At 69.3% G+C, this 19,217-nt stretch carries 15 protein-coding genes; 8 read left to right on the top strand and 7 right to left on the bottom strand.

Going from position 1 to position 19,217, the window contains the following annotated elements:
• The first annotated feature begins 279 nt into the window (after positions 1-279).
• The 6 genes from A3ES_RS0137970 (at position 280) to A3ES_RS0137945 (ending at position 7,780) form a co-directional block, all read left to right on the top strand.
• Positions 280-1,335, top strand: a complete 1,056-nt coding sequence (locus A3ES_RS0137970; RefSeq protein ID WP_020392075.1) for a sugar ABC transporter substrate-binding protein — start codon at positions 280-282, stop codon at positions 1,333-1,335.
• 15 nt (positions 1,336-1,350) lie between these two features.
• Positions 1,351-2,871: an ATP-binding cassette domain-containing protein gene (locus tag A3ES_RS0137965; protein ID WP_020392074.1), complete on the top strand. Its 1,521-nt coding sequence runs from the start codon at positions 1,351-1,353 to the stop codon at positions 2,869-2,871.
• Complete coding sequence (locus A3ES_RS49885; RefSeq protein WP_020392073.1) at positions 2,868-3,857, top strand: ABC transporter permease; 990 nt, start codon at positions 2,868-2,870, stop codon at positions 3,855-3,857. The genes A3ES_RS0137965 and A3ES_RS49885 overlap by 4 nt, the downstream gene beginning before the upstream one ends.
• Before the next feature lie 61 nt (positions 3,858-3,918).
• Positions 3,919-5,472, top strand: coding sequence for a hydantoinase/oxoprolinase N-terminal domain-containing protein (locus A3ES_RS0137955; protein WP_020392072.1), 1,554 nt, complete (start codon positions 3,919-3,921; stop codon positions 5,470-5,472).
• Between the two features lie 2 nt (positions 5,473-5,474).
• Positions 5,475-6,554, top strand: a complete 1,080-nt coding sequence (locus A3ES_RS0137950; RefSeq protein WP_020392071.1) for a DUF917 domain-containing protein — start codon at positions 5,475-5,477, stop codon at positions 6,552-6,554.
• Positions 6,551-7,780, top strand: coding sequence for a metal-dependent hydrolase family protein (locus A3ES_RS0137945; RefSeq protein WP_020392070.1), 1,230 nt, complete (start codon positions 6,551-6,553; stop codon positions 7,778-7,780). The genes A3ES_RS0137950 and A3ES_RS0137945 overlap by 4 nt, the downstream gene beginning before the upstream one ends.
• A gap of 217 nt (positions 7,781-7,997) precedes the next feature.
• Here the strand turns inward: A3ES_RS0137945 and A3ES_RS0137935 are convergent, their stop codons facing one another.
• The 7 genes from A3ES_RS0137935 to A3ES_RS0137905 form a co-directional block, all read right to left on the bottom strand.
• Positions 7,998-9,038, bottom strand: coding sequence for an endonuclease/exonuclease/phosphatase family protein (locus tag A3ES_RS0137935; protein WP_020392068.1), 1,041 nt, complete (start codon positions 9,036-9,038; stop codon positions 7,998-8,000).
• A gap of 133 nt (positions 9,039-9,171) precedes the next feature.
• Positions 9,172-10,701: an agmatine deiminase family protein gene (locus A3ES_RS49880; protein WP_020392067.1), complete on the bottom strand. Its 1,530-nt coding sequence runs from the start codon at positions 10,699-10,701 to the stop codon at positions 9,172-9,174.
• Between the two features lie 208 nt (positions 10,702-10,909).
• On the bottom strand, positions 10,910-11,485 hold the full coding sequence (locus tag A3ES_RS0137925; RefSeq protein WP_020392066.1) for a TetR/AcrR family transcriptional regulator: 576 nt from the start codon (positions 11,483-11,485) through the stop codon (positions 10,910-10,912).
• 38 nt (positions 11,486-11,523) lie between these two features.
• Positions 11,524-13,311, bottom strand: coding sequence for an ABC transporter permease subunit (locus A3ES_RS49875; RefSeq protein ID WP_020392065.1), 1,788 nt, complete (start codon positions 13,309-13,311; stop codon positions 11,524-11,526).
• On the bottom strand, positions 13,308-14,438 hold the full coding sequence (locus tag A3ES_RS0137915; protein WP_020392064.1) for a polyamine ABC transporter substrate-binding protein: 1,131 nt from the start codon (positions 14,436-14,438) through the stop codon (positions 13,308-13,310). The genes A3ES_RS49875 and A3ES_RS0137915 overlap by 4 nt, the downstream gene beginning before the upstream one ends.
• Complete coding sequence (locus A3ES_RS0137910; RefSeq protein ID WP_020392063.1) at positions 14,435-15,541, bottom strand: ABC transporter ATP-binding protein; 1,107 nt, start codon at positions 15,539-15,541, stop codon at positions 14,435-14,437. Before A3ES_RS0137910 ends, A3ES_RS0137915 begins: the two co-directional genes overlap by 4 nt.
• Positions 15,538-16,704, bottom strand: a complete 1,167-nt coding sequence (locus A3ES_RS0137905) for an agmatine deiminase family protein (protein WP_202806678.1) — start codon at positions 16,702-16,704, stop codon at positions 15,538-15,540. Before A3ES_RS0137905 ends, A3ES_RS0137910 begins: the two co-directional genes overlap by 4 nt.
• Positions 16,705-16,776: 72 nt before the next feature.
• On the opposite strand from A3ES_RS0137905, the gene ureA reads away from it, so the two are divergent.
• Both ureA and A3ES_RS0137895 read left to right on the top strand, forming a co-directional pair.
• Positions 16,777-17,535 (top strand): urease subunit gamma, encoded by a 759-nt coding sequence (gene ureA, locus A3ES_RS0137900; protein ID WP_020392061.1) that lies wholly within the window; start codon positions 16,777-16,779, stop codon positions 17,533-17,535.
• The gene (locus A3ES_RS0137895; RefSeq protein ID WP_020392060.1) at positions 17,532-19,205 is read left to right on the top strand and encodes an urease subunit alpha; all 1,674 of its coding nucleotides are present in this window, start codon (positions 17,532-17,534) and stop codon (positions 19,203-19,205) included. Before ureA ends, A3ES_RS0137895 begins: the two co-directional genes overlap by 4 nt.
• Positions 19,206-19,217: the final 12 nt, after the last annotated feature.

Here is a 19,217-nt window from a genome sequence, read left to right as displayed (position 1 = left end):
GCAGTATGCCCGGAATCCCTCCCCAATCCGGGCGTTCCGCACGGGTGCCCGTCTGGGCTTCCCAGTCTCGGCCAATGGTCGATCCCTCGTCTGCACCTCGACCGGCCCTCTTGTTCGCGAGCGGCTGACCGGGCGAGTTGCCCGGTGCTGACGGGCGCGGTGTGCCGAGCGCCCAATGACGTACGGGTGCCGGTCCTGCTGTGATGCACCGCACACCGTGCCGCGCCCCGCCCGTCCACTGCAGCGGCCCTTCGTTCCTACCTCGACACGGAGATCCAGATGAAGCGAATCCTCTCCGCCCTGGTCACGGGCGGCCTCGCCGCGCTCTCGCTCACGGCATGCGCCACCGGATCGACCGGCTCCGCGGGACAGGAAGGCGGCACCGACCTGAAGCAGGCCCAGGTCGACACCGCCGGGCCACTGTCCGGCAAGCGGGTCCTGTACGTCGACGGCGTACCGGGCAACGCACTGCTCGACGGACTGGCCCAAGGCCTCGCCGCGGAGCTGAATGCCGCTGGGGCGTCGATGGTGCGGGTCTTCCAGCTCAATGCGCAGAACCAGATCGATCTCGCCGCGGGCAGCCAGCGGATCAACGAAGGGATCGCCCAGCATGTCGACGCGATCGTGACGTTCCCGCTCGACGCGAACGCGATCCGGCCGGGTGTCGCCGCCGCCCGCAAGGCCGGCATCCCGATCTTCACGTTCCAGGCGCTCGGTGGTCTGGACGTCACCGGCAAAGTGGCCTTTCCCGACGAGGCGCGCGGCGCGGCCACTGGGAAGGCGCTGGCCGAGTCGGCCGGTGGATCGGGGACCGCCACGGTGCTGTCCGGCATCCCCACCGACAACATCGAGGCTGCCGTCCGCGGTGCGGTGAAGGGACTGAAGGCGGGCGGGCTCACGCTGGTCGGCAGCCCGAACAACCAGCGCAACCTCAAGGACGACGCCCCGGAGGCCCAGCGGGTCGCACAGGCGATCTTCCAGAAACATCCCGACCTGGACGCGCTGGTCGTCTACAACTCCGCCTCCGCGATCGGTGCGATCGCCGCGGCCAAGCAGGCCGGCCTCGCGGGCAAGGTCCGGATCGCCACCATGGCCGGTGAGGACACGACCATCGCGCAGGTGAAGTCCGGGCAGCTCGCGCTCAGCTACGACCTCGACGGGCTGGCGTACGGCAAGGCGATGGGCGGACTCGTGCAGCGCGCACTGACCGGCGAGAAACTCGACAACGCGATCGTCCAGGCGCCGCTCGGCCGGATCTATACCAAGGACAACGTCGCCGACTACGTGCCCTGGACCAAACGACTGAACTACGTCGAGATCCCGTCCACCTTCTGAGGCCGGGAGTCCGTGATGCATCAGGCAAAGGGATCGGATCCCGCGGTCGTGGTCCGCGGCGTGACGATGACGTACGGCGCCACCGTCGCACTCGACGACGTCGACCTGACGATCCGCCGGGGTGTGGTCACCGCGGTCGTCGGCGCCAACGGATCGGGCAAGACAACCTTGCTCCGGGTGGTTTGCGGGGTAGTCCACCCGACCAGCGGGACAGTCGCCGGCCCGGGCCGGGCGCTCGTGAAGGGCCTGGCCGCGGCCCAACGGGCGGGAATCGTCCTTGTCCCGCAGGAGCCGACCGTGGCCGGCCACCTGCCGGTCTGGCAGAACATCGCCCTTGGGCGGCCCGAGGCGCGACGCGGCCCCTTCCTGGCGGACCGGGCGGCTCGCGCTTACGCGGCACGGCATCTCGCCGGGCTGCTGCCCGACTCGGTACTGAACGTGCCCACCGCCACCCTGAGCAAGTCCGCGAGGCAGCTGGTCCAGCTCGCTGCCGCGATGGCGCGGCACCCCGAGGTGCTGATGCTCGACGAGCCCACCGCCGTCCTGGACGAGAACGGGGTCGAGATGCTGCACGCGCTCATCCGGCGGTTCGTCGGGGCCGGGGGCACGGTCGCGATCGTCTCGCACCGGCTGCGTGACGTGCTGGAGCTGGCCGACGACGTCGTCGTACTGCGGAACGGGAAAGTCAGCCACACCGGAGCAGTCGGTCCGGGCACCGAGCAGCACGTCGTCCAGTTGCTGTCGGCGGCAGAGCGGCCCGACCAGGCTCGCCATCGGCCCGACCTGGGGCACGTGGTGCTCGAGGCTCGCGGGCTCCGGGGCTGGCGAGGTCTCGCGGTCGACCATCTGGTCGCGCACAGCGGCGAGATCGTCGGCGTCGCCGGGCAGAGTGGCAGTGGTCGGTCCAGGCTGGCATCGGTTCTCGCGGGGGCCTGGCCGGCCGCCGCGGGCGAGGTGACCGTCGAGGGCCGGCCATTGCGGCTCGGTGACATCCGCTCGGCCCAGACTGCTGGTGTCGCCTACATCCCCGAGGACCGGCAGCAGACGGGAATCCTCGCCAACCTGCCGGTGTCGGCCAACCTGCTCGTGGGACGCGACGACGCTGGAGTCCGCTGGGGGCCGTTCCGCCGGCGAGCCGCCGAACGTGCGGCGAGTACCGCACTCATCGAGCGGTTCGAGGTCCGGCCAGCCGAGCCGGAGCGCCCGGCGGCACTGCTGTCCGGGGGCAACCAGCAGAAGCTGGTCGTCGGTCGTGCGCTGGCCCGGGGAGCCCGGCTCGTGGTGGCCGACGAGCCGACGCAGGGAGTGGACGCCTCGGCGCGCGCCGCCATCCACGCCGCACTCGCCGAGGCCGCGGCCGCGGGGAGCGCGGTGGTGGCGGTGTGCAGCGAGTTCGACGAGCTGTTCGAGATCTCAGACCGCGTCGTCGTCCTGCGCGACGGCCGGATCGTCCTCGACCGCCCGGTCGGTGACGTCACGCAGGACGAGGTTCTCGCGGCCTCGCTCGGATCGGACGTGGAGGAATCACAGTCATGACCCTCACCACCACCAGCGCCAACCCGGCGGCTGCCGCCGAACCCGGCCGGCGCGCGCTGTCGGGAACCGTGCGGCAGCAAGGACTGTTCCTCGCCGTCGTCGTCGTGATGTTCCTCGGGGCGATGCCGTTCCTCTCCCAGCTCCGCAGCGGCCCGTACCTGATGGTGCAGCTCGCGACGTACGCCGCGGTGCTGATCATGGCGCTCGGCCAGACGTTCGTCGTACTGCAGGTCGGCTTCGACCTGTCCACCGGCGCGATGCAGGGCTTCGTCGGCGGGCTGGTGTTCCTGCTCGTCGGCTGGCGGTTGCCGGACGGCGTGGTGATCGTCTGCTGCCTCGCCGCGGCGCTGGCGATCGGCCTGTTCGTGCACGGTGTGCTGATCGCGAAGGCGAAGATGAACTTCTTCATCGTCACCCTCGCGAGCTTCACTATCCTGCCCAGTCTGCTGCGGGTCGTGCTCGACGGTTCGAGCAAGCCCGTGTACAGCCCGGCCCTCGACCTGCTCGCCAACGGATCCGTGCTGGGGATCCGCGTGCCGGTCCTGATCGCGGCCGGCGTGTTCGCGGTGCTGTGGGTGCTGCTGAACCGCACGGTGTTCGGCCGGAACGTGTACGCCGTGGGCAGCAATCGGGAGGCCGCACGCCTCGCCGGCGTGCACGTCGATCGCGTGACCATGGCCTGCTACGGGATCTGCGCGCTCTGTGCCGGTGTCGCCGGCCTGCTGCTGGTCGGCACCCTCGGCGCCGCGGACCCGACCGCGGGACTGGGCAACGAGTTCTTCGCACTGACCGCGGTGCTGCTCGGCGGCACCCGGTTCTCCGGCGGTCAGGGCACCCTGGCCGGCACCCTGCTGGGACTGCTCTTCCTCGTGGTCCTTTCCAACATCCTGCTGCTCAGCGGGATGCCGCAGTTCTGGATCGGCGCGGTGCAGGGCGTGGTCCTGCTCGTTGCCGTAGGCATCGATCGCGCCCGCCGCGAGGTCTGACGCCGTCACCACCCGACCCCTGACCGGCCGCCGCGCGGCCCGCAGAAGGAGTGAAATCACCATGCCTGTCCGGATCGGTATCGATGTCGGTGGAACCAACACCGACGCCGTCGTCCTCGACGGCCGTGCGGTCGTCGCCGCCACCAAGACGCCCACCACCGAGGATGTCACGATCGGCATCCTCGGCGCCCTGACCGATGTACTGCGCGAGGTCGACGTCGACGACGTGTCGTCGGTCTTCATCGGCACCACGCACTTCATCAACGCGATCGCGCAGGCCCGCGGCCTGGAGCAGGTCGCGGTCGTCCGGCTGGCTACGCCGCCGCAGAGCCTGCTGCCGATGCTCGACTGGCCCGGCCACCTGAAGTCCGTGGTCGGGGACCGGTTCCATGTCTGCGCGGGTGGTGCCCAGTTCGACGGCGCGCCGCTGGGCGAGTTCGACGAGGTCGGCCTGCGCGCGATCGCCAAGCAGATCGCCGAGTCCGGCGTACGGCACGTCGCGCTCAGCTCGGTCTTCTCGACCGTGAACCCCGAGCCGGAGCTGGCCGCCGAGCGGTTGCTGCTGGACGAACTGCCCGGCATCACCGTCACCCGGTCCTCCCGGGTCGGGCGGGTCGGCCTGCTGGAACGCGAGAACGCGACCATCCTGAACGCGTCCCTGCTCGGGCTGGCTGCCCGGGTCATCGACGGTCTCGAGCAGGTGGTCGCCCAGGCCGGGATCCGGGCGCCGATCCTGCTGTCGCAGAACGACGGCACGGTGATGACGCTGGAGCGAGCGCGCCAGTTCCCGATCTTCACCATCGCTTCCGGTCCGACCAACTCGATGCGTGGTGCGGCGCTGCTCACCGGGATCGAGAACGCCGTCGTCGTCGACGTCGGCGGGACCACCTGTGACGTGGGACTTCTGCAGCACGGGTTCCCGCGCGAGTCCACGGTGGCGATGAGCCTGGCCGGGGTACGGAGCAACTTCCGGATCCCCGACGTACTGTCCATGGCGCTCGGTGGCGGCACCGTGGTGTCCGAGGACGGCGGCACGGTCGGCCCGGAAAGCGTCGGCTATCGCATCACGACCGAGGCCCGCGTCTTCGGCGGCAGCACGCTGACGTTCAGCGATGTCGCTGTCGCGGCGGGCGCGACACCGATGGGTGACCCGGGCCTGGTGGCCGGCCTCGACCCGGCGACGGTACGGCGGGCGCTGGAGGTGGCCGCGGATCGGGTGTCGCAGGCGGTCGAGAAGGCCAAACTGCAGGCCAGCGACACCCCAGTGATCGTGGTCGGCGGCGGTGCTCCGCTGCTGGCCGTCGCCCCGGGGCTGACCGGTCTGGTGATTCCCGAACACGCCGGTGTAGCGAACGCCGTGGGCGCCGCGTTCGCCGAAGCGGGCGGCGAGGTCGACCGGGTGTACAACCTGCTGGAGACCACCCGGGCGGGCGTTCTCGCCGAAGCGCGAGCGGAGGCGATCGCGCGAGCCGTCGAAGCCGGCGCGGACCCCGACCAGGTGCGCATCGTCGACGCCGACGACGTACCCCTGACCCACCTCGGTGGCGGCTCGGCCGTTCATGTCCGGGTGAAGGCCGCCGGGCCTTTCGCCACCACGACCCCGGAAGGGAACTGACCATGCGCATCGTCGACGAGGAAGCGCTGAACGACATCACCCTCGGCTCCACCGTCCTCGGATCCGGTGGCGGTGGCGACCCGTATGTAGGGATGCTGCTGGCCCGGGACGCCATCCGGCGGTTCGGGCCGGTACAACTGGCCGACGTAGACGAGGTCCCGGACACGGCGAACCTGGTTTTCATCGCGGGCATCGGCGCGCCCGGCGTACTGATCGAGAAGCTGCCCCGCGCCGCGGAGTACGAGCGGGTGCTGGGGGAGCTGGAGCGGTTCACCGGTACGAAGTACGACTTCGTCTGCCCCGCCGAGGCCGGTGGCCTGAACGCCGTCACGCCGTTCGCCACCGCGGCCGCCCGTGGTCTGCCGGTCGTCGACGCCGACGGCATGGGCCGGGCGTTCCCGCACCTGGAGATGGTGACTCCGACGCTGTACGGCGGGTCGGCGACCCCCTTCGTGATGGTCGACGAGCACGGCAACACGATGTTCCTAGAGTCGGCGAGCAACTCGTGGGGCGAGGCGTTCGCCAGGGCCGCGGTGCTGGCCAGCGGGGCGAACGCGGCGATGGCGCTCTACCCTATGACCGGCGCGGAGGCCAAGCAGCGACTGGTGCGTGGTGCGCTCACGCTGGCGCAGGATCTCGGCCGATCAATCCGGGAAGCCAGAGCCGCACATACCTCACCGGTCGACGCGGTGATCGCCAAGCAGGGTGGCGTCCTGCTGTTCACCGGCAAGGTGGAGGAGGTGGAGCGCCGCAACGAGCGCGGGTGGACGATCGGCCGGGCACACCTGAGCGGACTCGAGGGTGATCGCGATCGCACGATGACTGTCCACTTCCAGAACGAGAACCTCGCCGCCGAGCGCGACGGTGTCGTGGTGGCCACCAGCCCCGACCTGATCATGGCGATGGAGCTCGACACCGGTGAGCCGATCCCGGCAGAGGAGATCCGGTACGGCTACCGCGTCGCAGTGATCGGGTTGCCGGCCGATCCGCACTGGCGCACCGCGGCCGGGATCGAACTGGCCGGGCCCCGCCGATTCGGTTACGAGATGGACTATCGCCCGGTCGAGGAGTTCGCCAGATGAGCCGGCTCGTACTGCGCGGTGGCCGGGTCTTCGACGGGACCGGCGCACCGCCGTACGTCGCCGATATCGCGATCGAGGGGGACCGGATCGTCGAAATTGGTCCAGGTCTGGCCGGCGACGAGGTCGTCGCCATCGACGGTGCACTGGTGGCTCCGGGGCTCATCGACTGCCACGTGCACACGGTGTTCGACGGCATGGACCTGGCCCGGGTGCAGGCGCGGCCGTTCTCGATGGAGTTCTTCGAGGCGTCGGTCAACCTCGGCCGGCTGCTCGACAGCGGCGTCACCACCGTGCGGGACGCCGGTGGTGCGGATCTCGGGGTGAAGACCGCCGTCGAGAGCGGGATCGTCGACGGCCCACGGATGCAGATCGCGGTGAGCGTCCTGAGCCAGACCGGCGGCCACGTCGACGGCTGGAACGTGCACGGGGACCTGCAGCGGCTCCTGGTACCGCACCCTGGTCGGCCGGACTGCGTGGTCGACGGCGTGGATGCGATGCGCAAGCGGGTCCGTGAGCTGATCCGGGCCGGCGCCGACGTGATCAAGGTGTGCGCCTCGGGCGGCGTGATGTCCACTCGCGACGACCCACGGCATCCGCAGTTCTCGTACGCCGAACTCGCGGTGTGCGTGGAGGAGGCGGCCGCGGCCGGCCTGCCGGTGATGGCTCACGCGCACGGCGCCTCGGGGATCCGGCAGGCCCTGCGGGCCGGTGTGCGCTCGATCGAGCACGGAGTCTTCCTGGACGAGGAGTGCATCGAACTGTTCCTCGAGCATGATGCCTGGCTGGTGCCCACGCTGATGGCCCCGGCCTCCCTTGTAGAAGCCATCGACGCGGGCATGAACGTCACCCCGGAGATCGAAAGGAAGGCGAGGTCGATCGCGGCCACCCACCTCGACGCGGTCGCCCGCGCCCACCAAGCCGGCGTACGGATAGCGATGGGCACCGACTCCGGAGTGTTCGCTCACGGTTCGAGCCCGGCTGAGCTGGCGTGGCTGGTCCGCGCCGGCCTCAGCCCACAGGAAGCGTTGCTGGCGGCAACGTCATCGGCAGCGGACCTACTCGGCCTGGCCGACGTCGGCCGGATCGCCCCGGGCCACGTCGCGGACCTCGTCGTACTCGACGGCGACCTGGCGGACCTGGAGAAGTTCCGCGAAAACCTCCGCCTTGTCATCAAGTCCGGCCGCCTCCGCGGGAATCACCTCGGTCCACAAAACGCGAGTGGCTGACTTCCGCGCAGCTGGCGCCGGCCATTGTCGCGGGCGGCGGTGATGTCTTTGAGGCTGACTGTCCGGTCTGCCGGCTCCGGGCAGATCGCCCGGCACAGGAACCGTAACGGTGGAAGATCCGGATCTCCGCGATGTCGCGTGGGTCGAACATCAACCTCAGCGGCGGGATCGAGCGCCACGATGTCCTCAACAGACAAGTGATCAATCGGCCCTCGGATCAGGGCTGAGGTTCGACGCGGAGGTCCGTGGTCACGGCGGCGTGGTCGGAGTAGAAGGTGCCCGGACCGTGGTGCCGCAGGCGCTGGTCGACGATCGCGGCTCGCTCGACCCGGAGTGGACCTTTGGTGAAGATCATGTCGATCCGCTGGGGCGTGATCAGGCGTTCGGTCGGTAGCGGCGACCAGGTCCGGCCCTCCTCGGCAGCCGCGTCGGGATGCGCCTGGCGGAACGTGTCGGTGAACCCCGCGTCGGTGAGGACCTTCGTGCCGGTGAACGGGTAGCTGATGCCGAAGTGGTTGGCCGAGCCGGCCCACGCCGTACTCCAGTCGTCGGCGGGCACGGTGTTGAGGTCGCCGCCGATCACCACGGGGTCGGTGTTTCCCGCCAGCATGGCCGGCAGGTGCTGGTCGACGATCTCCTGTAGCTGGACGGTCTGGCGTTGATCGGCCTTGATCACCTCGTCGACGCGGTGGCGTGGCTCGAGGCCGGCCCGGATCCCGGCCGCGTTCTCGTCCATCAGGTAGCCGACCCATGGGTCGGTGTAGTTGATCCAGGTGACGAACGCGTTCAGTTGCTCGCCGGCCGCCAGCCGGACCCGGATGCCTCCGAGGTTGAAGTCGGTGATGGTCTGCCCGCCCGTCGGCTTGGGATACACGTGGACGATCGGCAGGTGCGTGAAGATCCACAGGTTGTCGCGGCCTGGCGGCCGGTCGGTGATCTGCACAGCGCTGTACGATCCGTGGCCCGCGCCGCGCGACAACGCTCGCCGGATCGCCTCACCTGAGCCGTACGTCTCGACCGCTAGGTAGATGTCGGGCCGCAGGCGGACCAGTTGATCGAGCAAGTGGGGCAGATTGCCCTCGCCGATGCCGTGTCCGCCCTTGTAGATGTTCCAGGTCATCACCCGGACCGATCCCGAGGACTTGGGGAACTGTTCAGTCGTCGCGACGGCCGGCTCGGCTGACAGCAGCCCTGCCCCGGCCGCGACCGTTGCGACCCCGGCACTGGTACGCAACAGGTCCCGACGTGAGTACGACACGAGATCTCCTCCAGCAGTTCGTCGGCATAGCCCTCGAGACGGTATAGCTCCACAAGTGCGCATTCAAGGGGCTATGGGAACAGTTTTGCGCAGGTTTCGCTGGCCTGTGGCTGGCCTGGTTGACGGCGTGGGGTCAGGTGACGGTGAAGGTCTGGGAGGCGGCCAGGCGGGTGTAGCCGTCGTTGGCGAAGAAGCGGAAGTTGTACGCGCCCGTGGCGCCAGGGGCGGTGAAGGTGATCGTGGCTGACGTGAGTCCTGTGGAGGGCGGGGAGTACTGGCCGTTCAAGTACCTCTCGTCGATACCGCCGGCTGAGTTGCTGGCGCTTGCCAGGTACAGGCCGACCCAGTCCCGGGGGTTGCCGGGACCGTTCGTCACGATGGCCTTGATCTGGGCTCCGCGGCGTACCGTGGTCTGGTCTGCCGTGATGGTCGGCCCAGTGGGAGTTGGCGTCGGCGTCGGGGTGAGAGTAGGAGTCGGGCCGCCGGTAGTCGGCACCGGCTCGTTCATGGTGACGCAGTGCGCGCCGCCCCCACCGTCGCCCATCAGACGATCCAGATTGAGCTGCACGACCGGCCTGCCGAAGGCCGACTCGAGCGCCGCCTTGGCCGCCGCGTCAGCCGTGGCGTCGCCGAACTGTGCCGTGATGATCGCCGAGTTGGTCACTGCACAGTTGAGATAGCCGTCGAAGAACGTCGACCACTGTGAACTGGGGATCCGCGGCAGCGTCGACGGTCCGTAGATCGTGATCACCTGGAAGCTGCGGCCCTTGGCGTCCTTTGCCGTCAGCAACAGGTTTCTGGTGGCGATCGCGTCCCGGGACCAGACGCTCGTCGGGCGGGACGGGCTGGCGAGTTGCACGATCACGACGCCCGGCCGGACGAACATGACGGTGCTGTCGATGTGGTCGTCGGTGATGTCCTGGTTCGAGACGCCCTCGCCCCAGATCATCTTGCCGGCGCCGTACTGCGCGAGCAGCTCCGCCTCGATCTGGGCCAGCGTCTTGCCGGGGTTGCGGGCCGAGTCGAGCCAGGAGCTCTTGTTGGCCATCAGGGTGCCGTCGCCGTCGTAGATCACGCCGCCACCCTCGCCGGTCACGGTGGCCTTGGTCATCGCGATGCCGTCGTAGGTCGCGATGTTCTGCGCGACGAGGCTGTCCTTGGCGTGCGTCTGCTCGTTGCCCCAGCCGTTGAAGTTCAGGCCGAACGCGTCCATCCCACCCGCGCCGTCGAGCCGGAAGATCGGGCCGGTGTCGCGGATCCAGCAGTCGTTGACCGGGATCGAACCGATCACCGTGACCGCGGCGCCGACCCGGCTGCGGGCGACAGTGGCGTTGGACGAGCCGTCGGCGCACAACACCACCGGGTTGTACTTGACGATCTCGTTGGCCAGTTTGGCGATGTCGGTCTGGATCCCACCGAGCAGGTTGCCCCAGATCGACGTACTGGACGGCCACGCCATCCAGGTCCGCCGGACCAGGGCCTCCTCGCCTGGGACCTTGTACGGCAGGGCGGCGTACGCCGGACCGCGGGTACTGATTGCCCGCAGGCCACCGCCCGCCACCGCGAGTCCGGCGGCCGCGAGACTCGTCCGGACCACGAACTGCCGGCGCGAAAGCCCGCCGGTACTGACGGCCGGCGGGGCTCCACTCTCCACTTGGGTCATCCTCAATTCCTCTCAGATCGATGGCCGCGAACGGCAAAAACTTGGCTGGCGTCCAAGTTTTGCGGCCACTGTGCGCTCGCCCCGAGGTGGTGTCAAGAGCTCCGCCGCAGTGTTCCGAAATGTTGCCCTTGGCCCGTTTCAGGGCAGGCCGGCAGTACCGGAGAAGATTGCCCATGGCACCATTTCCGGCCGGCTGCGCTCGAGCCCGTCAGGGCAGCGGCAGCTCGATCTTGATCGCGTCGGCCAGCAGCTCCTGCAGATGCTCGGGCGGCACCGCGCCGGTGAGCCAGCGGCCGGACAGACCCTCGACGAGCGCGACCAGCCGCTCGGCCACGGCGCTGGCATCGACCGTGCCGGTGCCGCCTTCCTCGGCGCGCACGCGTTCGACCAGCTCGGCGATCTCGTCGACCCACTCCGCGGTGAGCTTGTGGACCGCGGGCCGCAGCCGCTCGTCGAACACCGAGGCCCAGCGCAGTTCGCCCCAGGCCGCCGAGTTGATCTGGATCTCCTCGGTGCCGACTAGCTCGCCCACCAGCCTCGCGACCAGCTCGGCCCGCGCGGACGTGGCGCCCTCCGCGGCTCGGGCGGCATAGCGCCCGGCCTGATCGCTGACCGCGACCAGCGCCGCCTCGAGCAGACCCTCGCGACTGCCGAAGTAGTGGTACAGCAGAGTCACCGACACGCCCGCGTCGGCAGCCACCTCCTGGACTCGCATTCCGCGGACGCCACGACGGGCGATGACGGCGATGGTGGCCTGCAGGAGCTGAGCGCGGCGGTCGGTCACGGTGCCGATTCTAGTTGTCCCGGGTTTGCGGTTCGCTGTCATCGGCCCACCAGCCCGTCGGTGAAGGACTTGGCCTGGCCCTTGCGACGAAGGATCAGTCCGATCAGCACGACGCCGAGCGCGATCCCCAGCATCATCACCACGGAGGCGGCCGCAGCGTCTCCGCGCAGGCCATTGCGCAGCGTCGAGTAGACGAAGACCGGCAGCGTGGTCGTCCCGACGGTGCCGAGCATGCTGGAGGCGACGACATCGTCGAGCGAAGCGGTCGAGGCCAAGACGGCGGCAGCGATGACAGCGGGGGCGGCCAGCGGTGCGGTGACCTGCCGGAAGACTGCCGGCGGTGCAGCGCCGAGGTCGGCCGCCGCGTCGGACAGTCGCGGGTCGAGACTCGCGAGCCGGGCCTGTACGACGAAGGCGACGATCGAGATCGCGACGACGGAGTGCGCGATCACCAGCCGGATGGTTCCGTTCGCGAGCGTCGGTCCGGCCCCGACGTACAGCAGCAGGAGCCCGATCGCGGAGACGATCTCGGGCGTGATGAAGACGACCAGCAACAGGCTGAGCAGGCTCCACCGCAACGGCCGGGAAGCGCGGGCGAGTGCGGCGCCTGCCAGCGTTCCGACGAGCACGGCGATCAGCGTCGACAGGGCGGCGACCCGCAACGAGACACCGATCGCGTCGACGAGTGCGGAGTTCTCGCCGATGGCGGCGTACCAGTGGGTGCTGAAACCCGACCAGACCGGCAGGGTCCGGCCGCCGTTGAAGGAGTAGACCGCGATCGTGAGGATCGGCAGCCAGAGGAAGACGCACACCGCGACACCGAAGATGCGAAGCGCCGGACCCCACAAGTCGAAGGCGGAACCCGAGGTGCGGCGGAAACGAGCGGCCAGATCGAGTGGGCGAACGATCCGGGCGATCGCGGTCGTGACCCGGAGCAGCAGGGCGGCACAGCTCAGGACGACGAGCACCAACGCGATCAGAAGTACGGCGGCGGCCGCGCCGAGCGCCCAGTCCTGGCTCTCGAGGAAGGAACTGTTGACCAGCGAGCCGACCACGGACGCTTTGACGCCGCCGAGCACCGATGGCGTCACGTAGTCGCCCATCAGCGGGATGAACACCAGCAACGCCGCACTGATCACACCCGGCCGGGCGGCCGGCAGCGTGACCTGCCAGAACACCCGCCACGGGCTGGCGCCCAGATCGCGGCCGGCCCGCCGAAGAGCTGGATCAAGCCGGTCGAGTGCCACCGCGATCGGCAGGACAGCGAGTGGCAGGTAGTTGTAGACGACACCGAGTTGGGCACCGGCGAGGGTGTCCAGTACGCCGAATCCGTTGACGCCGAACAGGCCGGTGAGCGGCCCGTGGTCACCGAGCAGGATCCGCCAGGAGTACGTGCGGAGCAGGAACGGCATCCAGTACGGAATGACGATCGCGGCGATCGCGGCGTACTTCCAGGCTCCGGTCAGCCGGGTGGTGATGAGGTAGGCCATCGGGAAGGCCACCAACAGGCAGATCGCGGTACCGACGATCGACAGCTGAAGTGTGTTCTGGAAGACGATCCGGAACGTGTCGCTGGCGGCTTCGCCGTACCGGTCCAGGGTCGGCGAGGCCAGGTCGACAGGGCTGGTGCCGAAGAACGTCGACTCGCCGAAACTGAAGACGGCCACCAAGGCGCCTGGCAGCAGGAAGAACAGACACAGCCACGCGAAGGCCGGCAGTGACGGGACCAGACCGCGGACCTTGAGCGGCGATCGGGGCAGGTGCGGTCGGCGCTCCGTGCGCACGCCGGCGGCCGGGGGATGCTTGACGGACAACTGCGCACTCACCGCGATCCCACCGCCTTGAGCCGCTGGAAGGTGGAGACCGCCAGCTTCCGGGCCGGGGTGACCTCGGCCGGTTCGAAGCGGTCCGGGGGCACGCCTTCGTCGAAGAAGACGATCTCCTTGAACGGGAGGTTGTCGGCCAGGTAGGCCCGGGAGGCCTGGACTCCGGTGTAGTAGCCGTGGAACTCGGTTTCGTTGGCGGCGTTGTCAGGCTTGAGCAGGAAGGCGACGAACGCGTGCGCGGCGGCGGTGTTCTTCGACCCTTCGGGCAGAACCCAATGGTCGACGTACAGATCGGTCTTGGGTGAGCCGAGGGCGAACCGCAGGGTCTTCGGCCCGTCCATCAGCGCGCCACGGGCGTCGCCGGTGAAGGCCTGGGCGAGGACGAGGTCGCCGGAGGCGAGGTCCGCGCGGGGATAGGAGTTGAACGCCTTGAGGTGCTGCATGACCTTCGACTCGTAGTACTGCTGAGCAGCCTCGTAGTCGGCGGGTTCGGTGGTCTGGTCGGAGATGCCGTTGCCCCAGAAGTAGGAGCCGACGAAGGAGGGCGCACCGTCGATCACCGAGGTACGGCCCTTGACCGCGGGGTCGGCGAACGCGTCGTAGAAGTCGTTCCACGAGGACGGCGGAGTCTTGACGATCGAGCTGTCCCACACATAGCCGGTCGAACCGCCCGACTTCGGGATCGCGTAGGTGTTGGTGGGGTCCCAGGACTTGCCGACGAAGGTGGGGGACAAGCCGGCGATCCCCGGCAGCCGGTTCTTGTCCCAGGGAAGCAGCGCCTTGCCCTGGGCCAGCTGCGGTACGTAGGAGCCGTCCATCACGACCAGGTCGTAACCACTGGTGCCCTTGGTCAGGCGCAGCTTCGCGACTGCCTCCTCGGCGGACGCGTAGGCGTCGACCTTGACCTCGACACCGGTCTCCTTCTCGAACTTCGCGATGTTCGTGGCGGAGATGTAGTCCGCCCACGAGTAGATCGTCAGCGTGGAGCCCTTCTCCAGCGCGGTCGGGTACGACGCCGACGGCGCGGAGACCGCCGAGTCGCCCGCCGATCCGCAGGCGGCGATCCCGCCCATCGCCAGGGCGGCCGACAGCAGAGCGGCGTACCGGCGGCTGTGTTTGATGATCATGACTCTCCTCCGGGAGTGGGGAACATCCGGACCTGGGCCGGGTCCCACGAGCACCGGATCTGGTCGCCGACGTGGGGCAGTGCCCGGCCGTCGCGAGGGATGCGAGCCAGCAGGTTCAGCCCACGGCAGTGCACCAGTACGGCGCTGGAGATGCCGGCGATGCTGACGCCGCGGACGATCCCGTCGATGCTGTTGACCCCGGCGGCACCGGCGAGGTCGTCACTGACCCGGAGGTGCTCGGGCCGGATCATGGCGACCGCCGGACCAGCCCCGATGCTTCGGTCGCCTGCCACCACGACATCCGCGTGCTCCACCCGGCCGCGACCGTCGCCGGCTCCGGCGATCTCGTTCTGCTCGCCGACGAACCTGGCGACGAAGAGGCTGGCGGGATGGTCGTAGACCTGTTCGGCCGTGCCGATCTGTTCGGCCCTGCCGTCGGCCATGATCACGATCCGGTCGGCGAGGCTGAGTGCCTCTTCCTGGTCGTGGGTCACGAGCACGGTGGTGATTCCGAGGTCTTGCTGCAGGAGCCGCAGTTCCACCTGCATGGCCTGACGCAGGCCGCGGTCGAGAGCGGACAGCGGCTCGTCCAGCAGCAGGACACCCGGCCGGTCGACGATCGCCCGGGCCAGCGCGATCCGTTGCTGCTGACCACCTGACAGGCTCGCAACGGCTTGGTTGCCGATTGCGGGGAGGTGGACCAGCGCCAGCGCTTCGGCGACCCGGCTGCGGATCTCGTCCCGGCCGATTCCGCGTTGGCGCAGCGGGAACGCGATGTTGTCCGCGACATCGAGATGCGGGAACAGTGCGTAGGACTGGAAGACGGTGTGGATGTCGCGCCTGTGTGCCGGTACGCCGGTCACGTCGGCACCCGACAACCAGACCTGCCCCTGGTCCGGCTGCTCCAGACCCGCCAGCATCCGCAACGTGGTGGACTTGCCACAGCCGGAGGGCCCGAGCAGCGCGACGAACTCGCCGGCCGGCACCGTGAGCGAGAGGTTGTCGACGGCAACTGTCCCGGCGTACCGCTTCACCAGGCCGGTCAGCTCGACCTCGGCGCTGGTACCGCCCCGCGAGGGAGGACGTTCTGCCAGCAGGGTCATGTCGTCTCTCCGGTCTTCGCGATCGCGGCCGGGATCTGCATCGTGATGCAGTGCGGACCGCCGCCGCCGTACGCGATCACCCGGCCGGGGAGCCCGATCGTCTGCCGATCGGGGAACTGTGAGCCGATCAGCTCCAGGGCTTGCTCGTCATCGGCGCCGTTTCCGCTGACCGGTACGACGACCACGCCGTTGGCCACGTAGAAGTTGGGATAGGAGACGTACTCGGTGACGCCCGCGAGGTCGAACGAGGAGAACAGGTCCAGCCCGAGCACCTCGACGCTCCGGCCCTGCCGGTCGGTGTTGTCCCGCAGGTAGCGCAGGTTGCGGGCCATCGCCTCGTGGTTGACGTTGCGGGTGTCACCGCAGGTCTGGGCAACCACCCGGCCCGGCGCGACGTAGGTGCAGACGCCGTCGACATGACCGTCGGTGTGCCGATCGTCCAGATGCCCGAACGGCAGCAGCAGCACGGTTTCCACCCCGAGAGCGCGGCGGAGAGTGTCCTCGACCACGGCCTGGGACAGCCCTGCGTTGCGGTTGCTGTGCAAGAGGCACTGCGCGGTGGAGACCAGGTTGCCGGCGCCGTCGACACTGATGCTGCCGCCTTCCAGGACCAGATCGACCGGCACCCGCTCGATCCCCAGGTGGTCGAGCAGCAAGGGCGTCAGCGCGGCGTCTTGGTCGTACGGCAGGAACTTGCGTCCCCACGAGTTGAAGGCGAAGTCGACCCCAAGTCTGTTGCCCTGGGCATCACGGACCACCAGCGGGCCGTTGTCGCGGATCCACGAGTCGTCGACCGGCGCTTCCAGGACGTCGATGTTCGCGGTACCGCAGTGGTCGAGCACCTCTTGGCCCATGCCCGGCAAGGCGACGACGGTGACCGGCTCGAAGTCGGCGATCGTCCGCGCCACCGTGGCGTACTCGCGTTTCGCATCGTCGAAGACGCCGGCCCACAGACCGCGGCGGGTCGGCCAGGTGATCAGGGTGCGCTCGTGCAACTCCCACTCGGCCGGCATCCGGAACTGCCGCAAACGCGGGTCCACCACCGGGGGTGGGCTCGCGCTGACGGCAGTCAGGCCGTGGTGGGACAACTCGGCGGGGTAGCTCGGGGCCAGGCCTGGTTCGGCACTGGCCGGAGCTGACAGAGGCGTTGTGGACGTGGTCATAGTGAGTTAGTTTGTGGTTGACTTAATTTTTAGTCAAGGCTTCGAGCCAGGCTTCAGACAAGGACTCCCGCGATGCGTCTCACCCCTACCGAACGTGATCGGCTGCTGCTGTTCTCGGCAGCCGAACTGGCCCGTCGGCGCCGTGCCGACGGCGTGCTGCTGAACGTGCCCGAGGCGACCGCGCTGATCGCCGACGAGGTGTGCGAGGTCGCCCGCCGTGGCGGCCGCCATGCCGAAGCAGTCGAGATCGGCCGATCCACCCTGTCCGCCGAAGAAGTACTGGCTGAGGTGCCCTACATCGTCCGCAGCGTCGCCGTCGAAGCCGTTTTCACCGACGGGTCGCGGTTGGTCGTGGTCGGTGAGCCGTTCGGGCCGGTGGTGGAGCGTGACGACATGCCCGGATCGGTGGTCACTGCAGCGGAACCCGCGGTGAACGAGCCCAGTGACCGGGTCGCGTTCGAGGTGGTCAACACGGCATCGGTCGTCGTCTCGGTGACCAGCCATTTCCACTTCTTCGAGGCGAATCCCCGGTTGCTGTTTCCGCGCGCGGCGGCGTACGGGCGGCACCTCGACATCCCGGCCGGGACGCATGTGCGGTTCGAGCCTGGGGAGCCGGTCCGGGTGGAGCTCGTGCCGATCCGGGGGAACCGGGTAGTGATCGGCTTCGCCGGCCTGGTCGACGGACCGCTGGACGAACCGGGGAGGTTCGAGCAGGCGGTCGGCCGGGCTCGCGACTGGGGCTTCCTCGACAGCGACCGGCCCGAAAGCACGGCCTCGCCGGATCCAGCACAGGCGGCGGCCCGAGCGGCCCGAGCGGCGGTGACCGGATGACGTTCGACGCGCGGTCCCGGGCCGGTGCCTATGGCCCCGGGCTGGGGGATCGGGTGGTGCTCGGCGACACCGGGCTGGTCGTCCGGGTGGATCGTGACGACCGCGGCGCCGATCGCGACGAGGTGCTGCTTGGCTTCGGGAAGACGGGTCGCGACGGAATCGGGATGCGAGCTGTCCGGACGACGGAGTCCTGCGACCTGGTGGTCAGCAATGTGCTCGTGATCGACCCGGTGCTCGGTGTCCGGGCCACGAATCTCGGCGTCCGGAACGGCCTGCTCGTCGGTGCCGGGAAGGCCGGCAACCCCGACACGATGGACGACGTCGACCTGGTGATCGGAAGCGGTACGGCGGTGGTCTCGGGCGAGGGCCTGATCGCCACCCCGGGCGGCATCGACACCCACGTCCATCTGCTCTCGCCGCGGGTCTGCGAGGCCGAGCTCGCCTCCGGTGTGACGACCGTGATCGGCCAGGAGATCGGGCCGTTCTGGGGCGTCGGGGTCGGCTCGGCCTGGATCCTGCGGACCGGCTACGGCTCCTTCGACGACTACCCGCTGAACATCGGCATCCTCGGCCGCGGCTCCTCCAGCCGTCGCGATCCGTTGCTAGAGGCAATGGAAGGCGGAGTCTGCGGCTTCAAGGTGCACGAGGACACCGGCGCTCACCTGCGCACCCTCGACACCGCGCTGTCGGTGGCCGAGGACTACGACGTCCAGGTGGCCGTCCATACCGACGGGCTCAACGAAGGCCTGACCGTGGCAGACACCTTGGCGGTGCTCGACGGCCGGGCGATCCACGCGTACCACGTCGAGGGTTGCGGCGGTGGCCACACTCCCGACGTACTGAGCCTGGCCGGCATCCCGCACGTGCTCGCCTCGTCGACCAATCCCACCCTGCCCTTCGGCCGGGACGCGATCGCGGAGCACCGGGCGATGATCGCGCACGTGCACGGATTGCGCAGCGATCTGCCGGGCGACCTGGCCTTGGCCGAAGACCGCGTCCGGGGCGCCACCATGGGCGCCGAGAACCTGCTGCATGACCTCGGCGTCATCCCGATCACGTCCTCCGACGCCCAGGGGATGGGCCGCGCCGGCGAGACCTGGCGCAGCACCTTCGGGCTGGCGTCGGTACTGCGGCCCACGCGCGAACCGCTCGGCGACGACAACGCCCGCGTACTGCGCTATCTCGCCAAGCTCACCATCAACCCAGCCCGCGTGCACGGCATCGACCAGCACGTGGGCAGCCTCGAACCGGGCAAGGTGGCGGACATCGTGCTGTGGCGCCCGTCCTCGTTCGCGGCCAAACCCGAGCTGGTCCTCAAGGCCGGTTTCCCCGCCTGGGGAGTGACCGGCGACCCGAACGCGGCGATCGACAGCGCGCAGCCGCTCGTCCTCGGCGCCCAGTTCGGCGGCCACGGCGCGACCGCCGCGGAGTTGTCCCTGCTCTTCGTCAACGCGGCGGCCGCAGCCGCTGGTACCACTGTGGTGCCGACTCGCCGTCGGCTCGCGGCGGTGCGCGGATGCCGCAAGGTCCGCCTCGAGTCGATGGCTCATCACGGCGGTACCGGACCTGTCGTCGTCGACCCGAGGACCGGCCAGACCCGGTACCACGGCGAACTGCTGACGATGCCGCCGGTCGACCGGGCGCCGCTCCAGCAGCTCTACCACTTCTGATCTCTCAAGGAG

Source organism: Kribbella catacumbae DSM 19601 (assembly GCF_000372465.1).
Taxonomy (GTDB): Bacteria; Actinomycetota; Actinomycetes; order Propionibacteriales; family Kribbellaceae; genus Kribbella; species Kribbella catacumbae.
The sequence above is the reverse complement of the archived record's forward strand: the minus strand, read 5'-3'. Positions and strand labels throughout refer to the sequence as shown.